Origin of the sequence: Pseudomonas sp. TJI-51 (genome assembly GCF_000190455.2) — a bacterium.
Taxonomy (GTDB): Bacteria; Pseudomonadota; Gammaproteobacteria; order Pseudomonadales; family Pseudomonadaceae; genus Aquipseudomonas; species Aquipseudomonas juntendi.
Map to the genome: position 1 here is coordinate 209,441 of NZ_AEWE02000014.1, position 19,196 is coordinate 228,636.

A 19,196-nucleotide genomic window follows, 5' to 3' on the forward strand; every position below is an offset into this window, starting at 1 on the left:
CCCTGGTAGCGGCTACGTATGGTAGGCCCATGTTTCACAGGAGGTCCCCATGGCCACTATCCAGATCATGTCCGTTGTCGGCAGCGCTGTTCCGGTTTCACTGCGTGAACAAGGCCTGTTGGCCTGCTGGTACCTGGTGCGCAACGGCGAGGCTGTGAGTGGGCCGGTGCCGACCCTCGCCCAAGCCCGCGCATTGGCTGAACTGTTGCAACCAGGCACCTTGGTGGCCTGACCCGAATTTGTTGTGCGTTGCTCCCTACGCCCTTGTGCCCGCCGAAATGGCGGGCTTTTTTTTGTGTGGCCATGGTGGGTGCGGGTCGTCGGTCGTTTCACGCCTTGGCCCGGGCCAGTTGACTGGTCAGGGCCACGACCCTGCCTTGCAAGCGGCCGACGGTGACCACCAGTTCATTGCGCTCCTTGGCGAACTGGTCAGCCTTGGCCTCCGCCTCACGGCGGGCATCGCGCTCGCTATCGAGCAGCTCGGTCAGGCGGCGAATCACGGCAATGTCTGCATTGTCCAGCGCGCGGTCTGCCGCATCTCTGGACAGCCATTTGCGCAGCCATAGAAAGGCCCCGAACAACACGGTGCCTGTACCACCCAGCCACGTAAGGGTGCCTGGGCCGAGGTCGGTGGGATCCATGTAAACCTCTTTACTGACGAGATGGGCAATCCACGGCATTGCATCGCCGTGGCTTTTATTGTCTGAAGGTTTAATTTAGCCTAGGGGTAAATTTACCTCAAGGGAAATTTAGCCATGCGCACATTTAGCAGAGAGCTAAACACTGGCATGCTTCGCCTTATGGACATCTATGAAATCCGCAAGCAGAACCTGGTCAAGCTGATCGCCGACCAGAAAAAGGGCGCCTGCGCCGAGCGCTGGGGCATGGCGCCTGCGCACCTGAGCCAGATTCTCTCCAACAGGACCGCCAAGAACCTGGGCGACGACGTGGCGCGGCGGATCGAGGGTATCGAAGGCTTGCCACGCGGCTGGTTCGACGCGCTGGCGCCCGGCGATCACCCGCAGGCCTCGGGCGGGCCTGCCGACGGCGCGGTGTGCGCCGCCGACCTGGTCAAGCAGATGCTGGCAAAAAGTGGCAAAGGCATCCCCGAAGAAACCCGCCAGAGGCTGCTGGCCGCGGCTGCCGAGCCCGCGGAAACCGTATTGCTGCAGGCCGACCACGGCCGGCCCGGCCTGGTGGGCGATGAGGTATGGATTGCCCACTATGATGTGCGCGCGGCCATGGGCGGCGGCCAGATCCCCCATGACTACCCGGAAATGTTCAAGGATGTGCGGGTCAGCCCCAGCCACCTGCGGGAACTGGGTGTGGAATTCAGCGAGCACCACCACCTGAAGATGGTCACTGGCTGGGGCCAATCGATGGAGCCCACCATCAGGCACCGTGACCCACTGATCGTCGATGTCAGCATTCGCGAGTTCGTGGGCGACGGGATCTACTTTTTCGCGTGGGGTGACCATATCTACATCAAGCGCCTGCAGATTGCCGATGACGATCATTTCGAGATGATTTCCGACAACTCACGGCACAAGGACCGCCTGATTCGCCGCGAAGAAACCTATATCCAGGCCAGGGTCCTGCTGGTGTGGAATGCCCACCTCGTGTAAGGCGCCACCTGCCCCGGCAGCGGCCTGGCGCCGGTATTTCAGAACGGCGCAGCAGGCATCAGTGACCCACAGCCCTGCTCGACGCTCACTTCGTCAAACTGCTGGCCGGCGTGGCGCTGCCAGCGCACCAGCACGCTGCCATCAGGGTTGAAGGTCAGGTCCAACTCGGGTGTTTCCAGCAGCAGCCCCATCACCTCTTCCCATTCCGCGTCGCCATCGCTGTGCAGGCGATGCACCAGTACCCAGCGCTGGGTCTGGGCCACAGGGTGGTTGATCATCGACGATACCCGCAGGCTCAGGCGCTCTACACCCGACATTCCCGGGGGCTGAAGGGTGGTCGACGCTGTTTGCATAGGCATATTGTCATCCTGATATATGTATATTTGTACAGTACCCGGCGAAAGCTTATCGCACAGCCAAATCCAGCGTAAAGGCCTTGCCCTGAAAATTTTCGCCAACAGGTAATTTCACCCACAGCGCAATTTTTAGCTTTAAGCTATTGACATTTAATTTAGCCATTGGCTAACTCTCAACCAGGCAGCATTCAGTCTGCCCTTCAAACCTGGCTGTTCATGAGGAGTTACCATGGCCGTAGACATCAGCAACCTGTTGATCGCCACCCCGGTGGCAGTATCCGCAACCAACCCCGTTGCCCTGGAACTTGACGGTGACGAAGTCATTGCCCGCCTCCCAGAGGTGGTCACGTTACTCAGTGACGGCTCGATCCAGTTTTCTGCGCCAACCAAAGGGGCGTCGAGCAAGAGTACCCACCGCACCCGCTGTGAATGGACCGAGACCCGTTCCTGGACGCTGGCCAGTGCCGCGGATCATTGGAGCCGTCAAAGCATGACGTTGACCAAGGTCAACGCCGCGCAGAAGGTGGTCATTGCCCAGATGCACGTGCGCGGCGACGACGGCCCGCCCGTCAAGGTGTTCTGGAAGAAAGGTGATATCACCTTGGGCTTTCGCCAAGCCTATGACCAGGCTGACCCAGTGAATTCGACGGTGCTCAAGGGCGTACCGCTGGGCGCGCAGTTCGGCATAAGCCTGCACGTCACGGCACAGGGCCTGGTCACGGTCACCGCAACCTGCAAGGGAGCAACCGGTACTTCAGGTGGTTTGCAACTCGACGGCAGTTGGGCTTCGCGCCTGTTCGAATTCCACGGCGGCGTTTACAACCAGGTCGACTACAACGACCAAACGCCGGTCGACGATGGCTCGATCTGCATTATCAGCGACCTGACGTTGATACATGGCTGAGGCGACAACGCCCTTTGCGTGCCGGCCCTCCTGTTCACGGGTCGGTACCGGACCTGATCAGAACTGAGCGCTCAGTTTGCCCCCGCCCCTATCACCGTTCGGCGCACTTCATGAACAGCACATGAAGGGTACACAATGGGTACGGGATTAAATTTCGTTCACGTTGCGCCCTTTAGATATAAGGCATTCGACAGCCGTTCAGCCATACTCCAGAATGCAGCGGTTTTTGGGGGAAAACCCTTGCACAGCCAACGACATACCAACCTTTAGTGAGCCTCAACGTGAAAACATCCCTGTCCATTCTCAGCCTGCTGCTGTTGCTCACAGGTACCGCGACGCTGCCGTCGACCGCTGCTGCACAACCCCCGGCCAAGGTGCAACGCGACCCCTCCAAACTGCACCTGGCTTCGGGCAGCGCGCTGCTGATCGACCTCAATACCAACCAGGAGCTGTACTCGAACCACGCCGACCGCGTGGTGCCGATCGCTTCGGTGACCAAACTGATGACCGCGATGGTGGTGCTGGACGCCAAGCTGCCCATGGATGAGATGCTCACCATGACCATCGCCAACAACCCGGAGATGAAGGGCGTGTATTCACGGGTACGCCCCGGCAGCCAGCTCAATCGCCGCGAGACCCTGCTGATTACCTTGATGTCTTCGGAAAACCGTGCAGCCAATAGCTTGGCCAATGCCTACCCCGGTGGCTACCCGGCATTCATCAAAGCGATGAACGCCAAAGCCCGTAGCCTGGGCATGGCCCATACCCGCTACGTTGAGCCTACCGGGCTTTCGACGCAGAACGTGTCGACTGCCCGCGACCTGTCCAAGCTGCTGATGGCCTCGCGCAAGTACCCTATGCTGAGCGAGCTGTCGACCACCCGCGAGAAGACCGTGGCCTTCCGCAAGCCCAATTACACCCTGGGGTTCCGTAACACCGACCACCTGGTGAACAAGAGCAACTGGGACATCAAGCTGACCAAGACCGGTTTTACCAACGAAGCCGGGCATTGCCTGGTGCTGTTGACCCGAATGGATAACCGCCCTGTGGCGATGGTCATCCTGGATGCCTTCGGCAAGTACACCCATTTCGCCGATGCCAGCCGCTTGCGCCAATGGCTGGAAACCGGTGCAGCCAAGCCAGCGCCGGCCGTGGCCATGCAGTACAAGGCGGATCGCCAGGGCAAAGGGCGGGTGGCGGCCGAGTAAGCAGGCCCGAAGCAACAGGCCATGGCGCCGTCAGGCCGTGGCGCTGACCATCCCGCCGGAGCTGCTGCCACCCTCTTGCTGCAGCAGCTCCAGCAACTGCGCGGTGGCGGCCATGATCTGACCGTTGAGGGTAGCGATGCTTGCCTGCTTGGCACCGACCGCAGCCGCCTTGGACGTCTCATCCATCTTGCTGTTCTGCAACGCGGCAAGCTGCTTCTGCTCCTCGGCCAGTTGCTTCTGCAAGTCCTTGATCAACTGCCGCAGCTCGCTTACCGCCTCCGACTCACCGCTGTCCGCTGTATCCGCTGACTGTGCCTGGCTACCCGCGGACACCTTAAGGCTGTCGCTGCTGATTTGCAGCGGGCCCACCGCTTCGCCGGCCTGCTTGGCCTGGTCGCGTTCAGCGGCGGCATTAGCGCTGAGCGCCTGCGCCGATACGCCATTGATCATGAGGTTGCCAGCTGTGATGACGGCCATGTCGGTCCCTGTCTGAAAGATCGGGCTTTGCGTTAACCACCCTATCGGCCAATTCGCGCCGCGCTTTAGCCCAATTAAATTCCCGGTCGGCTGGCTCGTTCCACCTCATGTACTTGCACAGCGGCCGAAGCCCCGGCGGGCGTGCCTATTCGAGCATTCAGGGAATCACCATCATGAGCCAGCCCACACAGCAGGACACCATCAAAGATCTGATCGGCGTGGGCTTCGGCCCTTCCAATCTGGCCTTGGCCATTGCCCTGGAGGAACTGGCAGAGTCACAGGGCCATGCCCTGGACGCGCTGTTCATCGACAAGCAACAGGACTACCGCTGGCACGGTGAAACCCTGGCGACACAGAGCGAGCTGCAGATCTCGTTCCTGAAAGACCTGGTGTCGCTGCGCAACCCCACCAGCCCCTACAGCTTCGTCAATTACCTGCACCAGAAACAACGCCTGGCGGACTTCATCAACCTGGGCACTTTCTACCCCTGCCGCCTGGAGTACAACGACTACCTGCGCTGGGCCGCCGAACACTTCGCCGGCCAGGCCGTCTATGGCCAGCAGGTGCTGCGGATCGAGCCGCAGGTACAGGGCGGCCGGGTGGAGCACCTGCGCCTGGTGTCGCGTGATGCGCAAGGCCGCGAATACAGCCGCCGCACCCGCTCGGTAGTGGTCGGCAGCGGCGGCACACCGAAAATTCCGGCGAAGTTCGGTGCTTTCAAGGATGACCCGCGGGTGTTCCACCATTCTCAGTACCTGAGCAGCCTGAACAAACTGCCGTGCACGCAGGGCGCCCCGATGCGCATCGCCGTGATCGGCTCGGGGCAGAGCGCCGCCGAGGCGTTCATCGACCTCAACGACAGCTACCCTTCGGTCAAAGTCGACATGATCCTGCGCGGCTCGGCCCTCAAGCCCGCCGACGACAGCCCGTTCGTCAACGAGATCTTCTCGCCGGACTACACAGACCTGGTCTTCAATGAGCCAGCCGAGCAGCGCAGCAAGCTGCTGGGCGAGTACCACAACACCAACTACTCGGTGGTCGACCTCAACCTGATCGAGCGCATATACGGCATCCTCTACCGGCAAAAAGTCGCCCACCAGTATCGCCACAACGTCTTGTGCCGCCGCCAGGTCGATGCCGTGGTCGCCACCCGCGAGGGCCTGGAGCTGACCCTGCGTGACCTTGCCACCGACCAGCAGCAAACGCACCGCTACGATGCCGTGATTCTCGCCACCGGCTACGAACGCCGCTCGCACCGCGACCTGCTGGCACCCCTGGCCGGGTACCAGGGCGACTTCAGCGTCGACCGCAACTACCGCGTGCTGGCCAGCCCCGACCTGCAAGCCTCGGTCTACCTGCAGGGCTTCTGCGAAAACAGCCACGGGCTTAGCGACACCCTGCTCTCGGTGCTGCCGACACGTGCCGCGGAGATAGCCAGGGCCCTATACCAGGACCTCGCACAGCTGCACGGCAAACCTTCTGCGGCAGTGGCACTGACCAGCGCCTGACCGCCAGAACACGAGCCGCCCTGGCCGACCTGACGCCCCCTGCGCAGGTCGGCTTTGTCGTTTGAAACATTTGCTTTCATTTTAATCGGCAGGATTTCGATTCTCATTCGTCCTTATCAGTACAGCCCTCTTTGGTTGGGCGCACGCTCGACCACCCATAGCAGAAGACCCGTCTGATGGCCAAATCGTTGAAAAAATCCAAATCCAGGCTGTGGTTCCTGGTGCACAGCTGGCTCGCCTTGCCGATCTGGTTCTTTGTATTGATCGTCTGCTTCACGGGCATGCTCGCGGTGGTCAGCCAGGAAATCGTCTGGCTGGCCAACCCCGATGTACGTGCCAGCAAGCCGGACACCGACGCCGAACGCCTGAGCTTCCAACAGGTGCTGAACGCCCTGCATGAAGCAGAGCCGGATATGGTCGTGCGCTCCATCATTCAGCCTGAGGGCTCACACTTCGCCCTCACGGCCAATGTGACCTTCCCGGACGGTACCACCCCGACCTTGTACGTCAATCCTTACACCGGTGCGATTCAGGGCAAATCCCCCGACTTCAACTTCCAAGCCTTCACCCGCGCCCTGCACGGCTGGTGGCTGGTGCCCTTCACCAACGGTTTCAGCTGGGGCTGGTACCTGGTGTCGATCCTCGGCCTGCCCATGTTCGCTTCGCTGGTAACCGGGCTGGTGGTGTACAAAAAGTTCTGGAAAGGCTTCTTCAAGCCGGTACGAACAGGGCACGGTTCGCGCATCTTCTGGGGCGACCTGCACCGCCTGGCCTGTGTCTGGTCGATCTGGTTCATCGCGGTCATTTCCATCACCGGTACCTGGTTCTTGATCCAGGCGATTCTGTTCGACAACCACATCAGCATTTCCAGCGAGCCGATCGTGCCGGTCATCGCTCGCGAAGAAGTGCCCCAGACCGCCGATGGCAGCCCAGCCCCACGGATCGACCTCGATGAAGCGGCACGCATCGCTGGCCTGGCGATTCCAGGGCTGGAAATCAACTTCATTGCGTTGCCTGCCACCGCTTACAGCCATATTTCCATGGGCGGGCGGAGCTGGTATCCGCTGATGGCCCAAAGCGCCGAGGTCAACCCCTACACGCGCAAGGTGGACAGCCAGTTCCTGCTGGGCGACCGCTCCGCCCTGGAGTTCGTCACCGAGTCCATGCGCCCCTTGCACACCGGTGACTTTGGCGGCCTGCCGATCAAGCTGATCTGGTTCTTCTTCGGCCTGGTGCTCACCCTGATGGTGTTCAGCGGCTTGCTGATCTGGACCAAACGTACGGCGCAAGCCACCGCTGCCGCGCTGAAGCGTAGCGAACGCGCACCCCATACTGCGCCCACTCGGACCTCGCTGGAGATGCAACGATGAGCCACACCCAGGCCGTGCCCGTCAGCCCGCTGAAACAGTGGTGGTTGAAGTGGCGTTTCCACTTGAACATCCTGCTGATCCTGATCCCGCTGGGTTTCATGCCCAAGTATTTCAGCGACGCAAAGCTGTTCCGCGGCGAGGCAGGGCTGGGGGCGAATGTGATCACCGGCATCCAGGCCGGCCCCTACACCCTGGACGTGGCGGAACTGCGTGACGAAGCCCCCCGCAGAGACGGCCCGGCAGGCGACTTCAAGGTATTCAGGGCAGCGCTGTGCAAGGCGTGCGTCAACGACGTGAAGGCCGTTTACCTGCGCATCGGCAAACCGCGCAGCCTGCGGGCGGCTGGCACGATCTTCTTCGGCGCGCCCTACGCTATGGCCACCAATCTGCCGATCCCCCCACGCACCAAACCCGACGCCCAGATCTGGATCACCGTGGAAGGCTGGGACGGCAGCATGCACCAAGCGTCTGTCCCGCTGGCCAAGGCATCGCCAGCCACCGTGGCCTGGCTCGAGAACAAAGGAGGCAAGAAATGAAATACCTGCTGCGCACCCTCGCCCTGCCCTTGCTGGCACTGGCCGCAAGCCCGGCACTGGCCCACAACCCCATGTGCGAATGCGAAGAACTGGCCAGCGGCCAAGTCAAGTGCACCGGTGGTTTCTCGGACGGCAGTGGCGCCCCCGGGGTAACCCTGGATGTGATCGGCTATGACGAGCAAGTGCTGGTCGGCGGCAAGCTTGGCGACGATTCGACCCTGACCTTCAAGCGCCCAGACGGCGAATTCTACGTGCTGTTCGACGCCGGCCCCGGGCACGTGGTGGAAGTCGACTACGCCGACATCGCCCAGCCATGAGCCGCGCTCACGTGATTCGCCCGGCCGGAGCCGGGCACGAAACCCTGTACGTGTTGTTGGCCAGCCTGCTGATAGTGGCGTTGGCGGCTGGCGTGGTGTGGCTGCGCGGCGAGCGCGAGGACGAACAGGCCATCGCCACCCACCAGATCGACGCCCGCCGCGACCTCACTGCGGCCGAGCAAGGCCTCTACACCGACCTGCGGGTGGCATTCGACGAGATCCAGTTGCTGCGTGAAGAAAACGCTGCTGCACCTGGGGTACAGGCCCTGGCCGATGAAGGCCTGCCACCATTCGTGGTCGACGCCGGCAGCCAGAGCCGGGGCAGTCACCAGTGGACCTGGCTGGTGCCCGGCGCCTACCTGGGCCGCAGCCAGGCACCCGAAATTGCCGGCAGCCTGCTGCTGATCCTGCCACCCGACAGCACCGGCCAGGCCGATATCTGGTTGCGCCGCGACAGCGCCGCAATCATCCCGGATGACCTCGGCCAGGCGGCACTGATCGCCGCTGGCTGGCAACAGGTGGTCAGCCACTACGACGCCGGGGTTACCCGCGAACACCGCCACTGAACCGAAGGACTCGCCCATGTTTCGCTCCGCCCTCGCCCTGCTCCTGGCCCTGGCCCTGCCGGCAATGGCCCTGGCCGATAACGACAAGCCGCTGCGTATCGGCATCACCTTGCACCCCTACTACAGCTACGTGAGCAACATCGTTGGCGACAAGGCCGAGGTGGTGCCGCTGATTCCGGCGGGCTTCAACCCGCACGCCTACGAGCCCCGGGCCGAAGACATCAAGCGCATCGGCACCCTGGACGTGGTGGTGCTCAATGGCGTTGGCCATGACGACTTTGCCGACCGCATGATCGCTGCCAGTGAGAAACCTGATATCGCCACGATCGAGGCCAACCAGAACGTACCGCTGCTGGCAGCTACCGGCATTGCCGCACGCGGTGCCGGCAAGGTGGTCAACCCGCACACTTTCCTGTCGATCAGCACGACCATTGCCCAGGTCAACAATATTGCCCGCGAGCTGGGCAGGCTCGACCCGGACAATGCCCGGTACTACACGCAGAACGCCCGGGCCTACGCCAAACGCCTGCGTGGCTTGCGTGCCCAGGCACTGGCCAAGGTCACCGAGGCCCCCAGCGCTACCTTCCGCGTGGCCACCATCCACGCTGCCTACGACTACCTGGTCCGCGACTTCGGCCTGGAAGTGACCGCCGTGGTCGAACCCGCCCATGGTATCGAGCCAAGCCCGGCGCAGCTGAAGAAGACCATCGACCAGCTCAAGGCACTGGACGTGAGGGTGATCTTCTCGGAAATGGACTTCCCCTCAGCCTATGTCGAAACCATCCAGCGTGAGTCTGGTGTGCGCCTTTACCCCCTCACGCACATTTCCTATGGCGAATACACCAAGGACAAGTACGAAGTGGAAATGAAGCGCAACCTCGACACCGTGGTCCGCGCCATTCAGGAGAACCGCGCATGACCGCCGCTGCCAACCTGGCAACCGCCTGCGGGCCGCGCATCACCTTTGCCGGTATCGACCTGACCCTGGGCCGCACCCGTATCCTCGAACAGGTCAGCTTCACCGTCGCCCCGGGCAGCGTGCACGCCATCGTCGGCCCCAACGGCGGCGGCAAGAGTTCGCTGATCAAGACCCTGCTCGGGCAAATGCCCCACCATGGTGAACTGACCCTGCACTGGCCAGGGCAAGGCGAGGTGATCGGCTACGTCCCGCAGGCCCTGGAGTTCGACCGCGGGCTGCCAATGACCGTGGATGATTTCATGGCTGCCATGTGCCAGCGGCGCCCGGCCTTCCTGGGTTTGTCGCGCAGGGTGCAGCCTGCCATCGATGCTGCGTTGGCGCGGGTTGGCATGCTGGAAAAGCGCAAGCGGCGCATGGGGGCCTTGTCGGGCGGTGAGCGCCAGCGGGTGCTGCTGGCCCAGGGGCTCATCCCCGAACCACAACTGCTGGTGCTGGACGAGCCGATGTCGGCGCTCGATGAAGCCGGCATTCAGGTGTTCGAACAACTGCTGCTGGCCTGGCGCCAGGCGGGAACCACTGTGTTGTGGATCGAACACGACCTGGAAGCGGTGCTGCGCCTGGCCGACCGGGTTACCGGGCTGAGCCGCCAGGTACTGTTCGACGCCCCGCCAGCCCAGGCCCTGACGCCGGAGCGCCTGCTGGGCCTGTTTTCCGTCCACCCGCGTAGCGAGAGCATTGCCTGATGAGTTTCGAAACCCTTCGCCAAACGGTCCAGGACTGGGCCACTGCCGGCTACCTGCCCGAGGCGCTGGCCTATGGCTTCGTGGTCAATGCCTTGCTCGCCGGCCTGATGATTGGCCCGGTGCTGGGTGGCCTGGGCACCCTGGTGGTGGTCAAGCGCTTTGCATTCTTTTCCGAAGCGGTCGGCCATGCCGCACTGACCGGCGTGGCTATCGGCATCCTGCTGGGCGAGCCCTACACCGGGCCTTATGGCAGCCTGTTCGGTTACTGCCTGCTGTTCGGCATCCTGCTGAACTTCCTGCGTAACCGCACCGGGTTGTCACCGGACACACTGATTGGCGTATTCCTCTCGGTGTCGCTGGCGCTGGGCGCCAGCCTGCTGCTGATGCTGGCGGGCAAGATCAATGTGCACATCCTCGAGAACGTGCTGTTCGGTTCGGTGCTGACCGTGAGCGGGCAGGACCTGGTGGTACTGGGCATCGTCGCCATACTGGTGCTGGCCTTGGCGCTGCCGCTGTACAACCGCATCATGCTGGCCAGCTTCAACCCGCAGTTGGCGGCTGTACGCGGCGTGGCGGTGAAAACACTGGACTACCTGTTCGTGGTGCTGGTGACCCTGGTCACCGTGGCTGCAGTGAAGGTGATCGGAGCCATTCTGGTCGGTGCGTTGCTGGTGATCCCGGCTGCCGCCGCGCGCCTGGTCAGCCAGTCACTGAAGGGCTTTTTCTTCCTCTCGGTGCTCATCGCCACCATCAGCACGTTGTTCGGCATCCTGCTACCGATCGTGTTCGACCTGCCGGTGCCGTCGGGCGCCGCGATCATCCTGGTCGCCGGTCTCTGCTTCGCCCTCGCTGCGCTCGCCCGCGCCCTCGTTCCCCGCCTGCAAGGAAACCCGGCATGAACCTGAAACACCTGACCCTGGCACTGGCCCTGGCCAGCCTGCCGTCGCTGTCTTTCGCCACGCAGGTGCTGACCACCTTGCCGATCACCCACAGCCTGGCCAGCGCCCTGCTCGAGGGGACCGGCGTACAACTCAAGCGCGCAGCCCCGGCCAACCTGCCGGCCAGTCGCCAGCCGTCGTACTTCAGCGGCCGTGGTGGCGCCAGCCTGGACAAGGCTGCGCAACAGGCCGATGCGGTGATCGGCGTACGTTCGATCTGGCGCGACGACCCGTTATACCCGATGGCCCGGCGCAGCAATATCCGCATTGTCGAGATCGATGCCGCACGACCGGTGGACGGCGCCTTGCCAGGTATTGCGGTGAGTGGCGACGATGCCTACAACGCCTACCCGTGGCTGAACCCGACCAATCTGGGGCGCATGGCCGACGTCGTGGCCAACGACCTGGAACGCCTGGCGCCGAGCGAAAAAACGAAAATCCAGGGCAACCTGGCCGCGCTCAAGCGCCAGCTGTTGGAACTTGCCGCCAGCAGCCAGACGCAGTTGGCCAAGGTCGACAACCTCACAGTGGTCAGCCTGTCGCCGCGGTTGGGTTACCTGGCCAGCGGCCTGAACCTGGATGTGGTGCAGCAGCCGCTGCCAACGGCGTGGGATGCTGCCGCGCTGAAGGCGCTGGAGGCCAACCTGAAGGCACAGGATGTAGCGTTGGTGCTGGACCATCGCCAACCGGAGCCGGCGCTGGCCGCAGCGATCCAGGCGGCCGGCGCGAAGCTGGTGGTGGTGGACAGCGACCCGGATGATGCGTTTGCCGGGTTGAAGGCCAGTGTCGAACAAGTCGTCGGGGCACTTGGCGAAAGCTGATCAACAGTCCGTCGCAAATCCTGGGGCCGCTTTGCGGCCCTTTCGCGCTGCAAGACCGCGCCCGCCTCGGCAGTGGCGACATTGACAGTGCACCTGGGCGCTAGCGCTTCATGCACCGTTGGTAACGCTCGTCCACCCGCCCTGCAAACCACGCCGTGGTCAGCTTGCGGGTAATCTTCGGGCTCTTCAGTTCGATCCCCGGCAGCACCGCTCGCGGGAGCGGCTTCCCAGCGGCCGCGTCGGCCAGGGCAAATACCCCGGCGTACAGCTTGCTGTCCTCGAACGCCAGGCTGTCGCCGTCCTCCAGTTGGCGGCGAATCTGCGGGTTGCGCAGCCCCAGCTTCCCGCCCACTTTGCGCGCCGCCGTTTCGGTCGCGCCCGGCATGATCGACCCCGGTGCGATCAGGTCGCCGTCCAGCGCCAGGCGCACACCCGTGACCTTGCTCAGCGCCGCTTGAAACGCCGCATTGCGGCTGGCGTACCAGCCCGCATTGAAATCGGCGAAACGATAGAGCGGGCGTTCGTAGCTGGCTGGGTAACCCAACAAGTGGGCGATACCGAAGTACATGCCACCGCGCCGGGTGAACACCTCCTGGCGAATGCTGCCGTCAAGGCTGTAGGGGTACCCCTGTGCATGCTGTTCGGCAAAGTCGATGCTGACCTGCATCGGCCCGCCGGTGTGCACCGGGTTCAGCCCGCCAAGCAAGGTCCTGCCCAACGGGAGCCGGGCAATGACCTCGTCGTACAATTCGCTCAACTGTTTCTCGCTGCGCACTGCCTGTAGCCGCTGCTGGTAGCTTTGGCCGTTGCCAGACGGCGTTTTCAATGCTCCATCGATCAGCAACCTGGGGATGTGCAGGCGCGCGGCGCGGCGGTCGATTTCTTCACGGGCGATACGCCCCAGGCTGGGCACCTGTGGATCGGCGGTGAAGGTCGACTCCTGCTCGGTGACCGCCAACACGGCACACAGGTTGCTCTTGCTGGGGGGGATGCGCTGGGCCTCGAAGGCCACCTGGATGTCCTTGGCCCAGCCCTCGCGGTCGCGGGCTTGCGTGGGCAGCAACCGCAGCAGTTGGGCGCGAACCTCGGCCGGGTCCGCTGCGGGCACTTCTTCGCGGCGCCCGGCGCAACCTTGCAGCAGTGCAAGGGCCATCATGCCTGCCGCCCATAACCGGCCGTTCAGGGCTGTTCACCGACCAGGTAGGTCTTGCTGATGTGGCGGAACAACGGATGCGCCGCACTCCCCATCAGCTCGAACAGCACCATTTCCCGGGTCACTACCTGCGCACCGGCTTCGCGCATGCGCGCCAGGCCCGCCGCCTTGCTGGCCGCCGTGCGGCTGTCACAGGCATCTTCGACCACGAACACCTGCTTGCCTAGCGCCAGCAGGCCGAGCACGGTCTGCAGCACGCAGACATGGGTCTCCATGCCACACACGATCACCTGTTCACGGGCCATCAGGCTGTCGGGCAAGCATTGGGCGGCAACGCAGGAAAAATGGCTTTTCTCCACCACCTGGGCGGCCGGTGCCGCCGCCAGCAACTCGGCCAGGGTGTGGCCCAGACCCTTGGGGTACTGTTCGGAAATCACCACCGGCAGCTCCAGCTCGGCGGTCGCCGCCAGCAGCCAGCGGGCCCGCGCCCAGGTGCCTTCGGCGTCGCTCATGGCGCCGATGAGCTTTTCCTGGATGTCGACGACCAGCAGCGTGGCCTTGTGTGGTTCGATCAGCATGCTCTGCCCCTTGCCTGGGAAAAGGCCTAGCCTCCCCCAGGCAAGCGGTGACGTCAATCAGGCGGACAGGCGCAACGGTTGCAGCGAGGCAGTGAGGGCGTCGAGCACACGGTCTTCATGCTCGTGGATGAAGAAGTGCCCGCCGGGGAACATCTGCAGCGAAAACTCGCCGTGGGTTTCTTTGCCCCAGGCCCGCAGTTGCTCGTCATTGGCCCGGTCATCAGTGCCGGCCAGCACATGCAGCGGGCAGCTCAGGGCCGGCCGCTGACGGTAGGCGTAGGTGCCGCACAGCAGGAAATCGGCGCGCAGTGTCGGCAAGGTCAGGCTCATCAACTCGGCATTGGCCAGCACTTCCTCGGGCGTGCCTTGCAGCTCACGCAGCTCGCTGATCAGCTCGGCGTCGGTTTTGGGCTCGCGCCAGCGCCTGCCATCGTAATCTTCGCGCCGGGTCGGGGCCGCCGTGCCGCAGGCAAACAACGCCAGCGGCGCCGGGCAGCCCAGCGCTTGCAGCTCATGCGCCAGCTCGAAGGCCAGCAAGGCACCCAGGCTGTGGCCCAGCAACGCGTAGGGTGCATTGGCGGCCAGGCGCTGCTCGCTGGCCAGTTGCCGGGCCAGCGCCTGCATGTCGGTGTGCAGCGGCTCGGCCATGCGGGAGCCGCGCCCGGGCAGCTCCACCGGGCGTACCTGCACCCACGACGGCAGCTTGCGCCGCCAGCGGCTGTAGACCATGGCGCTGGCCCCCGAGTACGGCAGGCACAGCAGGTTCAGTGCGGTCACTGGGGGGCGGCTTCGGCCATTTTCTGGCGCAGGCTGAGGGGGCGCATGTCGGTCCACACCTCGTCGATGTACGCCAGGCATTCCTTTTTCAGGCCGCTTTTGCCCACTGCACGCCAGCCGTTGGGGATGGCTTTGTAGTCGGGCCAGATCGAGTATTGCTCTTCGTGGTTGACCACTACCTGGAACTGGATATCTTCGCGGTCGAATACAGAAGTCATTGCCTGTCTCCTTGAATGATGAGTACCGCTGCGCGCTTGGCGCAGGAGGCTTTCAAGTAGACGTAGCAAGCCGGCGGAAAATTAACTTCATCTCATGCATCGCGCAGCAGGTCGTGGGTATCGAGCAGGCGGAACGCAACCTCGGGATTGCGTTCCAGCCCGCGGCGGATCGCCGCCGGGATCGCCTGCCGGGTCTTGCGGCACAGCCCGGGCTGGTTATCCAGTTCGATGACGATGCCGCGCATGGTCCGCACTTCATTGAAGCCCGGGGCGATGTGCACGCGAATGCCAAGATTGTCGAACAGGCGCTGCTGCAGGCGCTGCAGGTCTTCAAGGTCTTTCAGGTTTTCCAGGCGCTCGAGCAGGCGCTTTTCTTCCTGGCGGGTCAGCAGGAGTATGCGCTGGGCGGTCTGCGGGTGGTCGGCCAGTTGTTCGCGGCCACAAATGCAGGCGCCAGGGGGGCAAGGCTGGCGCAACGGTGGAGAGCTGGTCATGGGCCAAGCATAGCCAGTTTTTGCGGGTGCTTGTAGAAGCGGTCTTTTATCGCCCGCGCCCTGGCTTTACAACTGCAGCAAGCGCTCGCGCAGGAAGTTCACGAACCCCTGCACCGGCCGCGCCACCTGCCGGTGCTGCGGGTACACCGCCGACAGCTGCAATGCCGGCGGCCGCCAGTCATCCAGCACCGTGACCAGGCGCCCATCGGCCAGCGCTTGCCCTACGATGAAGGTCGGCAGGTAAGTCACCCCCATGCCGGCAATCGCCGCGTCCCTTAGGATTTCACCATTGTTCGCGCGCATGCGCCCGGCCACCTGAATCGCCTGGGCCTTGCCAGCCTGCCGAAACTGCCACTGCACCTGCCGCGAATGCCCATACGGCAGGCAGTCATGCCCGGCCAGGTCTTCCGGCCTGGCCGGCACACCGCGCGCCGCCAGGTAGGCCGGGCTCGCGCAGTACACCCGCTGCACATCGGCGATGCGCCGGGCGATCAGGCTGGAGTCCTCCAGCGCGCCAATCCGCAACGCCAGGTCATAGCCTTCGCCGATCAGGTCCACCGCCCGGTCACTGAGGTCCACCTCCACGTCCACCTGCGCATGCAACTGCAGAAACTCGGTCAGCAAACAGCCCAGGTGCGCCATGGCGAACGACAATGGCGCGCTCAGGCGCAAGGTGCCGCGCAAGGCCTGGGCCTGGCCGCTGATGTCGTGCTCCACCTGCTGCACTTCACCGAGCAGGCGCATGGCCGACTGGTAGTACTGCTGGCCCAGCGGCGTGGCATCCAGGCGCCGGGTGGAGCGGTTGAGCAGGCGCACGCCCAGGCGCGCTTCGAGTTGCATCAGGCGCCGGCTCACCGATTGCTTGGACATCCCCAGGCGGTCGGCGGCGGCGGTGAAACTGCCGGCCTCCATCACCTGGGCAAAGATTCGCATGTCTTCGTAGGGGTTCATTGTCTCGCTCTTGGTGACAGTAAAACGCGTTATAGCGGCTTTTTCCCACGAGCGCACCTGCCTAATCTACGCACAGGTCGCAGCGATGGCCCAGCAGGCCAGGCAAGACGCCCACTCCCGACACTTGCACAGAAAAGGATTCGCCCATGAACATTGTCCACAAAACACTCACCGCCTCGCTTCTGGCGCTGTCCGTTTCCAGCGCGTTCGCAGCGGGGAGCCCCGGCGTGGAGCAACGCACCCAGGCCTTCCTCGAAGCCCTGGAGCAAGGCGGCGGCAAGCCACTGGAGCAACTCAGCCCGAAAGATGCCCGCGCGGTGCTGACCGGCGCCCAGGCCTCGGTCGAGGTTGACCTCTCCGGGATCGAGGTGAAGGAACGCACCATCGAGGCCGACGGCCAGTCGATCAAGCTGCAGGTGGTTCGCCCGGCCAATGTCAAAGGGGCGTTGCCGGTATTCATGTTCTTCCATGGCGGTGGCTGGGTGCTCGGCGACTTCCCGACCCACCAGCGGCTGATCCGTGACCTGGTGGTGGGCTCTGGGGCAGTGGCGGTCTATGTCGACTATACCCCGTCGCCGGAGGCGCGTTACCCAACCGCGATCAACCAGGCCTATGCCGCGACCCGCTGGGTGGCCGAGCACGGCCAGCAGATCGGCGTGGATGGCAAGCGCCTGGGCGTGGCTGGCAACAGCGTCGGTGGCAACATGGCGGCGGTCGTGGCGCTGAAGGCCAAAGAAGCTGGCACCCCGGCCCTGCGCTTCCAGCTGTTGCTGTGGCCGGTGACGGACGCCAGCTTCGAAACCGCTTCGTACAAACAGTTTGCCGAAGGGCACTTCCTGACCACCGGCATGATGAAGTGGTTCTGGGACAACTACACCACGGATGCCAAGGCGCGGGAACAGATCTACGCCGCGCCGCTGCGGGCTACCACCGAACAGTTGCAAGGCTTGCCGCCAGCGCTGGTGCAAACCGCCGAGTTCGACGTGCTGCGTGATGAAGGTGAGGCCTATGCCCGCAAGCTGAATGCCGCCGGCGTGCCGGTGACCTCGGTGCGCTACAACGGCATGATCCATGACTACGGGCTGCTCAACCCGCTGAGCCAGGTACCGGCGGTCAAGGCGGCAATGCGCCAGGCTGGCGCCGAACTCAAAGCGCACCTGAACTGAGCCCATGACCGGAAGACCTGCCCAGGCCCAATCGAGATGTTGGCGCTCGGTCACCTGGGCTTGGACCGAATGCTGATAGAACTGCCAGTAGCCGCCACTTTTTTCCTGTGCGCAAATTGCACCAAAGCCCACGATAGCTATGCGTGCGGCTGTGCTACTCCACTCAGAAAAAGGTGCTCGCCAATGTGGACACGAATAGCCCTGTCGCTTCTAACCCTGGGAAGTTTGATCGGTTGCGTGTCGCACACGTCCCCTGTGCTGCCTGCCCGTCCGCCCGCGCAGACTCAGGCACTCACAAGCGCAACAGCCAAGTCACAGCAGTTGATCGAATTGAACAAACGGGGTGAACAGGCGGTTACGCAACTCAAAGTCTGGTACGACTCGGTAACCGAAGACTGTGGTGGGCCTGACAAACCCAGCTACCTGTGCAGCGGTTTTGAAATGCGTGCCACCGGTTTCAGCCCAGAATCGCTACCTTGGGACCCGAGCCGCAAGCACTTGGATAAAGGCGCCATAGCGTTTTCCTGGGTGCGCCGCGACACCAACTTCGGCAGGGCGGCGGAACGCTTCAATGGTTTTTTGTTCCCGCCGCTGCAGGCCATCCCGCACGGCAAGCTGCGCGAGCTCGAAGTACTGTGCACCTTCCCCATCGATGGTGGCACGGACAACCGCGAAACCGCGCAGGGGTGCGGCCCGCATGATGGGTTTGAGAGCACCACGGATGCGTGCCAGAAGGTCGGCGTGAAGGATGCCGAAGCGTGGTTGGCAACGTACAGCGAAGATGACATCAGAAAATCAAGGGTCTGCGGGTGGGACCTTCGCGAAGCACCCGCGAACATGAGGGCCCGGTGGTTCGAGATGCCGATAAAAGTCAGGGCAGGTTTGAGCGCCGATGCGTGGATGGGCTACAACGAGATTTTGCTCCCAGCCTGGCAAGTCGGCGTGGGCGCCGACTTGCCTGTTTTCGCATTTTTCTATGTCGAGGGTCAGACGCAGGCTGGCTTGCTGGCGCAGTTCGACCAGTTCCGGTATCACGCAGCGTATGGCCAGGCGGTGCCTGTAATCCGAATCAAGCTGCCCACGGCGAAGGATCAGGTTATGCAGCTAACCTACGATGAGCAAGACCAAGCGGTAGGTCGCCCGATCGTGACTTCGGAGGTCGATTTCGAGTCCGAGCAGGTCGGTGACCGCAAGGAATTCACGGTTGACCAGACGACATTCAAACTACATGGCACGGGTGGGATCAGCGACGATTCGCACAGCGGCGATGGAAGCGCCATAAAGGCAAAACATCTTACGTTCGACGGTTCAACCGAAATTCTGCTGCCTGGCACAGGTACCCGCCGCGTAAGTTACGACTGGGGGTGCAGTGATCTATGTACCAGAGATCTCACCTTTACGGACAACCACAAACGGCTGAGTGACCGTGAAGGTATGCATTATGGGTCCGATGAGCTAACGGTGAACGGCCCTGAAATCCTGCACCTTCACATGGTTGAAGACGGCGAAAACCCGCGCATGGTCATCGACAACGTGCACGTTACGCAAGCGCCTTGAGTTTCTGTTTTGCC

Annotated in this window: 24 protein-coding genes; 15 read left to right on the forward strand and 9 right to left on the reverse strand. The window is 63.2% G+C overall.

Features of this window, described 5'->3' with window-relative positions; all coding sequences use genetic code 11:
• The first annotated feature begins 49 nt into the window (after positions 1-49).
• Positions 50-232, forward strand: coding sequence for a hypothetical protein (locus G1E_RS04335; protein WP_009686466.1), 183 nt, complete (start codon positions 50-52; stop codon positions 230-232).
• Positions 233-329: 97 nt separating this feature from the next.
• Here the strand turns inward: G1E_RS04335 and G1E_RS04340 are convergent, their stop codons facing one another.
• A complete protein-coding gene (locus G1E_RS04340) occupies positions 330-641 on the reverse strand; it encodes a hypothetical protein (RefSeq protein ID WP_009686465.1) in 312 nt (103 codons plus the stop codon).
• 159 nt (positions 642-800) lie between these two features.
• Here G1E_RS04340 and G1E_RS04345 point away from each other — a divergent pair, with 159 nt between their 5' ends.
• Entirely contained in the window at positions 801-1,625 is an 825-nt protein-coding gene (locus G1E_RS04345) for a S24 family peptidase (RefSeq protein WP_047149660.1), read from the forward strand.
• 38 nt (positions 1,626-1,663) lie between these two features.
• On the opposite strand, the gene G1E_RS04350 is transcribed toward G1E_RS04345, so the two are convergent.
• A complete protein-coding gene (locus G1E_RS04350) occupies positions 1,664-1,984 on the reverse strand; it encodes a DUF1654 domain-containing protein (RefSeq protein ID WP_029887030.1) in 321 nt (106 codons plus the stop codon).
• Between the two features lie 226 nt (positions 1,985-2,210).
• Here G1E_RS04350 and G1E_RS04355 point away from each other — a divergent pair, with 226 nt between their 5' ends.
• Positions 2,211-2,885, forward strand: coding sequence for a polysaccharide lyase family 7 protein (locus G1E_RS04355; protein WP_009686461.1), 675 nt, complete (start codon positions 2,211-2,213; stop codon positions 2,883-2,885).
• Between the two features lie 281 nt (positions 2,886-3,166).
• Positions 3,167-4,093 carry a D-alanyl-D-alanine endopeptidase gene (gene pbpG, locus G1E_RS04360; protein WP_029887028.1) on the forward strand — a complete coding sequence of 309 codons (927 nt, stop codon included), beginning with the start codon at positions 3,167-3,169 and terminating at the stop codon, positions 4,091-4,093.
• 30 nt (positions 4,094-4,123) lie between these two features.
• Here pbpG and G1E_RS04365 read toward each other — a convergent pair whose 3' ends face one another.
• Positions 4,124-4,570: a hypothetical protein gene (locus tag G1E_RS04365; protein WP_009686459.1), complete on the reverse strand. Its 447-nt coding sequence runs from the start codon at positions 4,568-4,570 to the stop codon at positions 4,124-4,126.
• Positions 4,571-4,743: 173 nt separating this feature from the next.
• Between G1E_RS04365 and G1E_RS04370 the strand changes: the two genes are divergently transcribed.
• The 9 genes from G1E_RS04370 (at position 4,744) to G1E_RS04410 (ending at position 12,288) form a co-directional block, all read left to right on the forward strand.
• The gene (locus G1E_RS04370; protein ID WP_047149668.1) at positions 4,744-6,078 is read left to right on the forward strand and encodes a lysine N(6)-hydroxylase/L-ornithine N(5)-oxygenase family protein; all 1,335 of its coding nucleotides are present in this window, start codon (positions 4,744-4,746) and stop codon (positions 6,076-6,078) included.
• Between the two features lie 176 nt (positions 6,079-6,254).
• Entirely contained in the window at positions 6,255-7,448 is a 1,194-nt protein-coding gene (locus tag G1E_RS04375; protein ID WP_009686456.1) for a PepSY domain-containing protein, read from the forward strand.
• Complete coding sequence (locus G1E_RS04380) at positions 7,445-7,984, forward strand: hypothetical protein (RefSeq protein WP_009686455.1); 540 nt, start codon at positions 7,445-7,447, stop codon at positions 7,982-7,984. Before G1E_RS04375 ends, G1E_RS04380 begins: the two co-directional genes overlap by 4 nt.
• A complete protein-coding gene (locus G1E_RS04385) occupies positions 7,981-8,301 on the forward strand; it encodes a hypothetical protein (RefSeq protein ID WP_009686454.1) in 321 nt (106 codons plus the stop codon). Before G1E_RS04380 ends, G1E_RS04385 begins: the two co-directional genes overlap by 4 nt.
• The gene (locus G1E_RS04390; protein ID WP_047149661.1) at positions 8,298-8,867 is read left to right on the forward strand and encodes a DUF6162 family protein; all 570 of its coding nucleotides are present in this window, start codon (positions 8,298-8,300) and stop codon (positions 8,865-8,867) included. Before G1E_RS04385 ends, G1E_RS04390 begins: the two co-directional genes overlap by 4 nt.
• Before the next feature lie 16 nt (positions 8,868-8,883).
• Positions 8,884-9,786, forward strand: coding sequence for a metal ABC transporter substrate-binding protein (locus G1E_RS04395; protein ID WP_009686452.1), 903 nt, complete (start codon positions 8,884-8,886; stop codon positions 9,784-9,786).
• Positions 9,783-10,529 (forward strand): metal ABC transporter ATP-binding protein, encoded by a 747-nt coding sequence (locus G1E_RS04400; RefSeq protein WP_009686451.1) that lies wholly within the window; start codon positions 9,783-9,785, stop codon positions 10,527-10,529. Before G1E_RS04395 ends, G1E_RS04400 begins: the two co-directional genes overlap by 4 nt.
• Complete coding sequence (locus G1E_RS04405; protein ID WP_009686450.1) at positions 10,529-11,428, forward strand: metal ABC transporter permease; 900 nt, start codon at positions 10,529-10,531, stop codon at positions 11,426-11,428. Before G1E_RS04400 ends, G1E_RS04405 begins: the two co-directional genes overlap by 1 nt.
• Positions 11,425-12,288: a metal ABC transporter solute-binding protein, Zn/Mn family gene (locus tag G1E_RS04410; protein ID WP_047149662.1), complete on the forward strand. Its 864-nt coding sequence runs from the start codon at positions 11,425-11,427 to the stop codon at positions 12,286-12,288. The genes G1E_RS04405 and G1E_RS04410 overlap by 4 nt, the downstream gene beginning before the upstream one ends.
• A gap of 100 nt (positions 12,289-12,388) precedes the next feature.
• On the opposite strand, the gene G1E_RS04415 is transcribed toward G1E_RS04410, so the two are convergent.
• The 6 genes from G1E_RS04415 to G1E_RS04440 all read right to left on the reverse strand — a co-directional run bounded on the left by G1E_RS04415 (position 12,389) and on the right by G1E_RS04440 (position 16,459).
• Positions 12,389-13,444: a DUF1615 domain-containing protein gene (locus tag G1E_RS04415; RefSeq protein WP_305728869.1), complete on the reverse strand. Its 1,056-nt coding sequence runs from the start codon at positions 13,442-13,444 to the stop codon at positions 12,389-12,391.
• 23 nt (positions 13,445-13,467) lie between these two features.
• Positions 13,468-14,019, reverse strand: a complete 552-nt coding sequence (locus tag G1E_RS04420) for a hydrolase (RefSeq protein WP_009686446.1) — start codon at positions 14,017-14,019, stop codon at positions 13,468-13,470.
• A gap of 57 nt (positions 14,020-14,076) precedes the next feature.
• Entirely contained in the window at positions 14,077-14,796 is a 720-nt protein-coding gene (locus G1E_RS04425; protein ID WP_029887292.1) for a thioesterase II family protein, read from the reverse strand.
• Positions 14,793-15,014: an MbtH family protein gene (locus G1E_RS04430; RefSeq protein WP_009686443.1), complete on the reverse strand. Its 222-nt coding sequence runs from the start codon at positions 15,012-15,014 to the stop codon at positions 14,793-14,795. Before G1E_RS04430 ends, G1E_RS04425 begins: the two co-directional genes overlap by 4 nt.
• Positions 15,015-15,106: 92 nt before the next feature.
• Positions 15,107-15,508 (reverse strand): hypothetical protein, encoded by a 402-nt coding sequence (locus G1E_RS04435; protein ID WP_033691107.1) that lies wholly within the window; start codon positions 15,506-15,508, stop codon positions 15,107-15,109.
• A gap of 66 nt (positions 15,509-15,574) precedes the next feature.
• Complete coding sequence (locus tag G1E_RS04440; RefSeq protein WP_047149663.1) at positions 15,575-16,459, reverse strand: LysR family transcriptional regulator; 885 nt, start codon at positions 16,457-16,459, stop codon at positions 15,575-15,577.
• Between the two features lie 146 nt (positions 16,460-16,605).
• On the opposite strand from G1E_RS04440, the gene G1E_RS04445 reads away from it, so the two are divergent.
• Both G1E_RS04445 and G1E_RS04450 read left to right on the forward strand, forming a co-directional pair.
• On the forward strand, positions 16,606-17,625 hold the full coding sequence (locus G1E_RS04445; RefSeq protein ID WP_009686440.1) for an alpha/beta hydrolase: 1,020 nt from the start codon (positions 16,606-16,608) through the stop codon (positions 17,623-17,625).
• A gap of 321 nt (positions 17,626-17,946) precedes the next feature.
• Positions 17,947-19,182 carry a hypothetical protein gene (locus G1E_RS04450; protein WP_175442621.1) on the forward strand — a complete coding sequence of 412 codons (1,236 nt, stop codon included), beginning with the start codon at positions 17,947-17,949 and terminating at the stop codon, positions 19,180-19,182.
• Positions 19,183-19,196: the final 14 nt, after the last annotated feature.

Coding starts and splice junctions, on each gene's coding strand:
- G1E_RS04395 (WP_009686452.1), top strand. CDS start 8,884: ATGTTTCGCTCCGCCCTCGCCCTGCTCCTGGCCCTGGCCCTGCCGGCA.
- G1E_RS04445 (WP_009686440.1), top strand. CDS start 16,606: ATGAACATTGTCCACAAAACACTCACCGCCTCGCTTCTGGCGCTGTCC.
- G1E_RS04390 (WP_047149661.1), top strand. CDS start 8,298: ATGAGCCGCGCTCACGTGATTCGCCCGGCCGGAGCCGGGCACGAAACC.
- G1E_RS04385 (WP_009686454.1), top strand. CDS start 7,981: ATGAAATACCTGCTGCGCACCCTCGCCCTGCCCTTGCTGGCACTGGCC.
- G1E_RS04420 (WP_009686446.1), bottom strand. CDS start 14,019: ATGCTGATCGAACCACACAAGGCCACGCTGCTGGTCGTCGACATCCAG.
- G1E_RS04405 (WP_009686450.1), top strand. CDS start 10,529: ATGAGTTTCGAAACCCTTCGCCAAACGGTCCAGGACTGGGCCACTGCC.
- G1E_RS04370 (WP_047149668.1), top strand. CDS start 4,744: ATGAGCCAGCCCACACAGCAGGACACCATCAAAGATCTGATCGGCGTG.
- G1E_RS04335 (WP_009686466.1), top strand. CDS start 50: ATGGCCACTATCCAGATCATGTCCGTTGTCGGCAGCGCTGTTCCGGTT.
- G1E_RS04410 (WP_047149662.1), top strand. CDS start 11,425: ATGAACCTGAAACACCTGACCCTGGCACTGGCCCTGGCCAGCCTGCCG.
- G1E_RS04355 (WP_009686461.1), top strand. CDS start 2,211: ATGGCCGTAGACATCAGCAACCTGTTGATCGCCACCCCGGTGGCAGTA.
- G1E_RS04375 (WP_009686456.1), top strand. CDS start 6,255: ATGGCCAAATCGTTGAAAAAATCCAAATCCAGGCTGTGGTTCCTGGTG.
- G1E_RS04400 (WP_009686451.1), top strand. CDS start 9,783: ATGACCGCCGCTGCCAACCTGGCAACCGCCTGCGGGCCGCGCATCACC.
- G1E_RS04430 (WP_009686443.1), bottom strand. CDS start 15,014: ATGACTTCTGTATTCGACCGCGAAGATATCCAGTTCCAGGTAGTGGTC.
- G1E_RS04345 (WP_047149660.1), top strand. CDS start 801: ATGGACATCTATGAAATCCGCAAGCAGAACCTGGTCAAGCTGATCGCC.
- G1E_RS04440 (WP_047149663.1), bottom strand. CDS start 16,459: ATGAACCCCTACGAAGACATGCGAATCTTTGCCCAGGTGATGGAGGCC.
- G1E_RS04415 (WP_305728869.1), bottom strand. CDS start 13,444: ATGATGGCCCTTGCACTGCTGCAAGGTTGCGCCGGGCGCCGCGAAGAA.
- G1E_RS04350 (WP_029887030.1), bottom strand. CDS start 1,984: ATGCCTATGCAAACAGCGTCGACCACCCTTCAGCCCCCGGGAATGTCG.
- G1E_RS04340 (WP_009686465.1), bottom strand. CDS start 641: ATGGATCCCACCGACCTCGGCCCAGGCACCCTTACGTGGCTGGGTGGT.
- G1E_RS04435 (WP_033691107.1), bottom strand. CDS start 15,508: ATGACCAGCTCTCCACCGTTGCGCCAGCCTTGCCCCCCTGGCGCCTGC.
- G1E_RS04365 (WP_009686459.1), bottom strand. CDS start 4,570: ATGGCCGTCATCACAGCTGGCAACCTCATGATCAATGGCGTATCGGCG.
- G1E_RS04380 (WP_009686455.1), top strand. CDS start 7,445: ATGAGCCACACCCAGGCCGTGCCCGTCAGCCCGCTGAAACAGTGGTGG.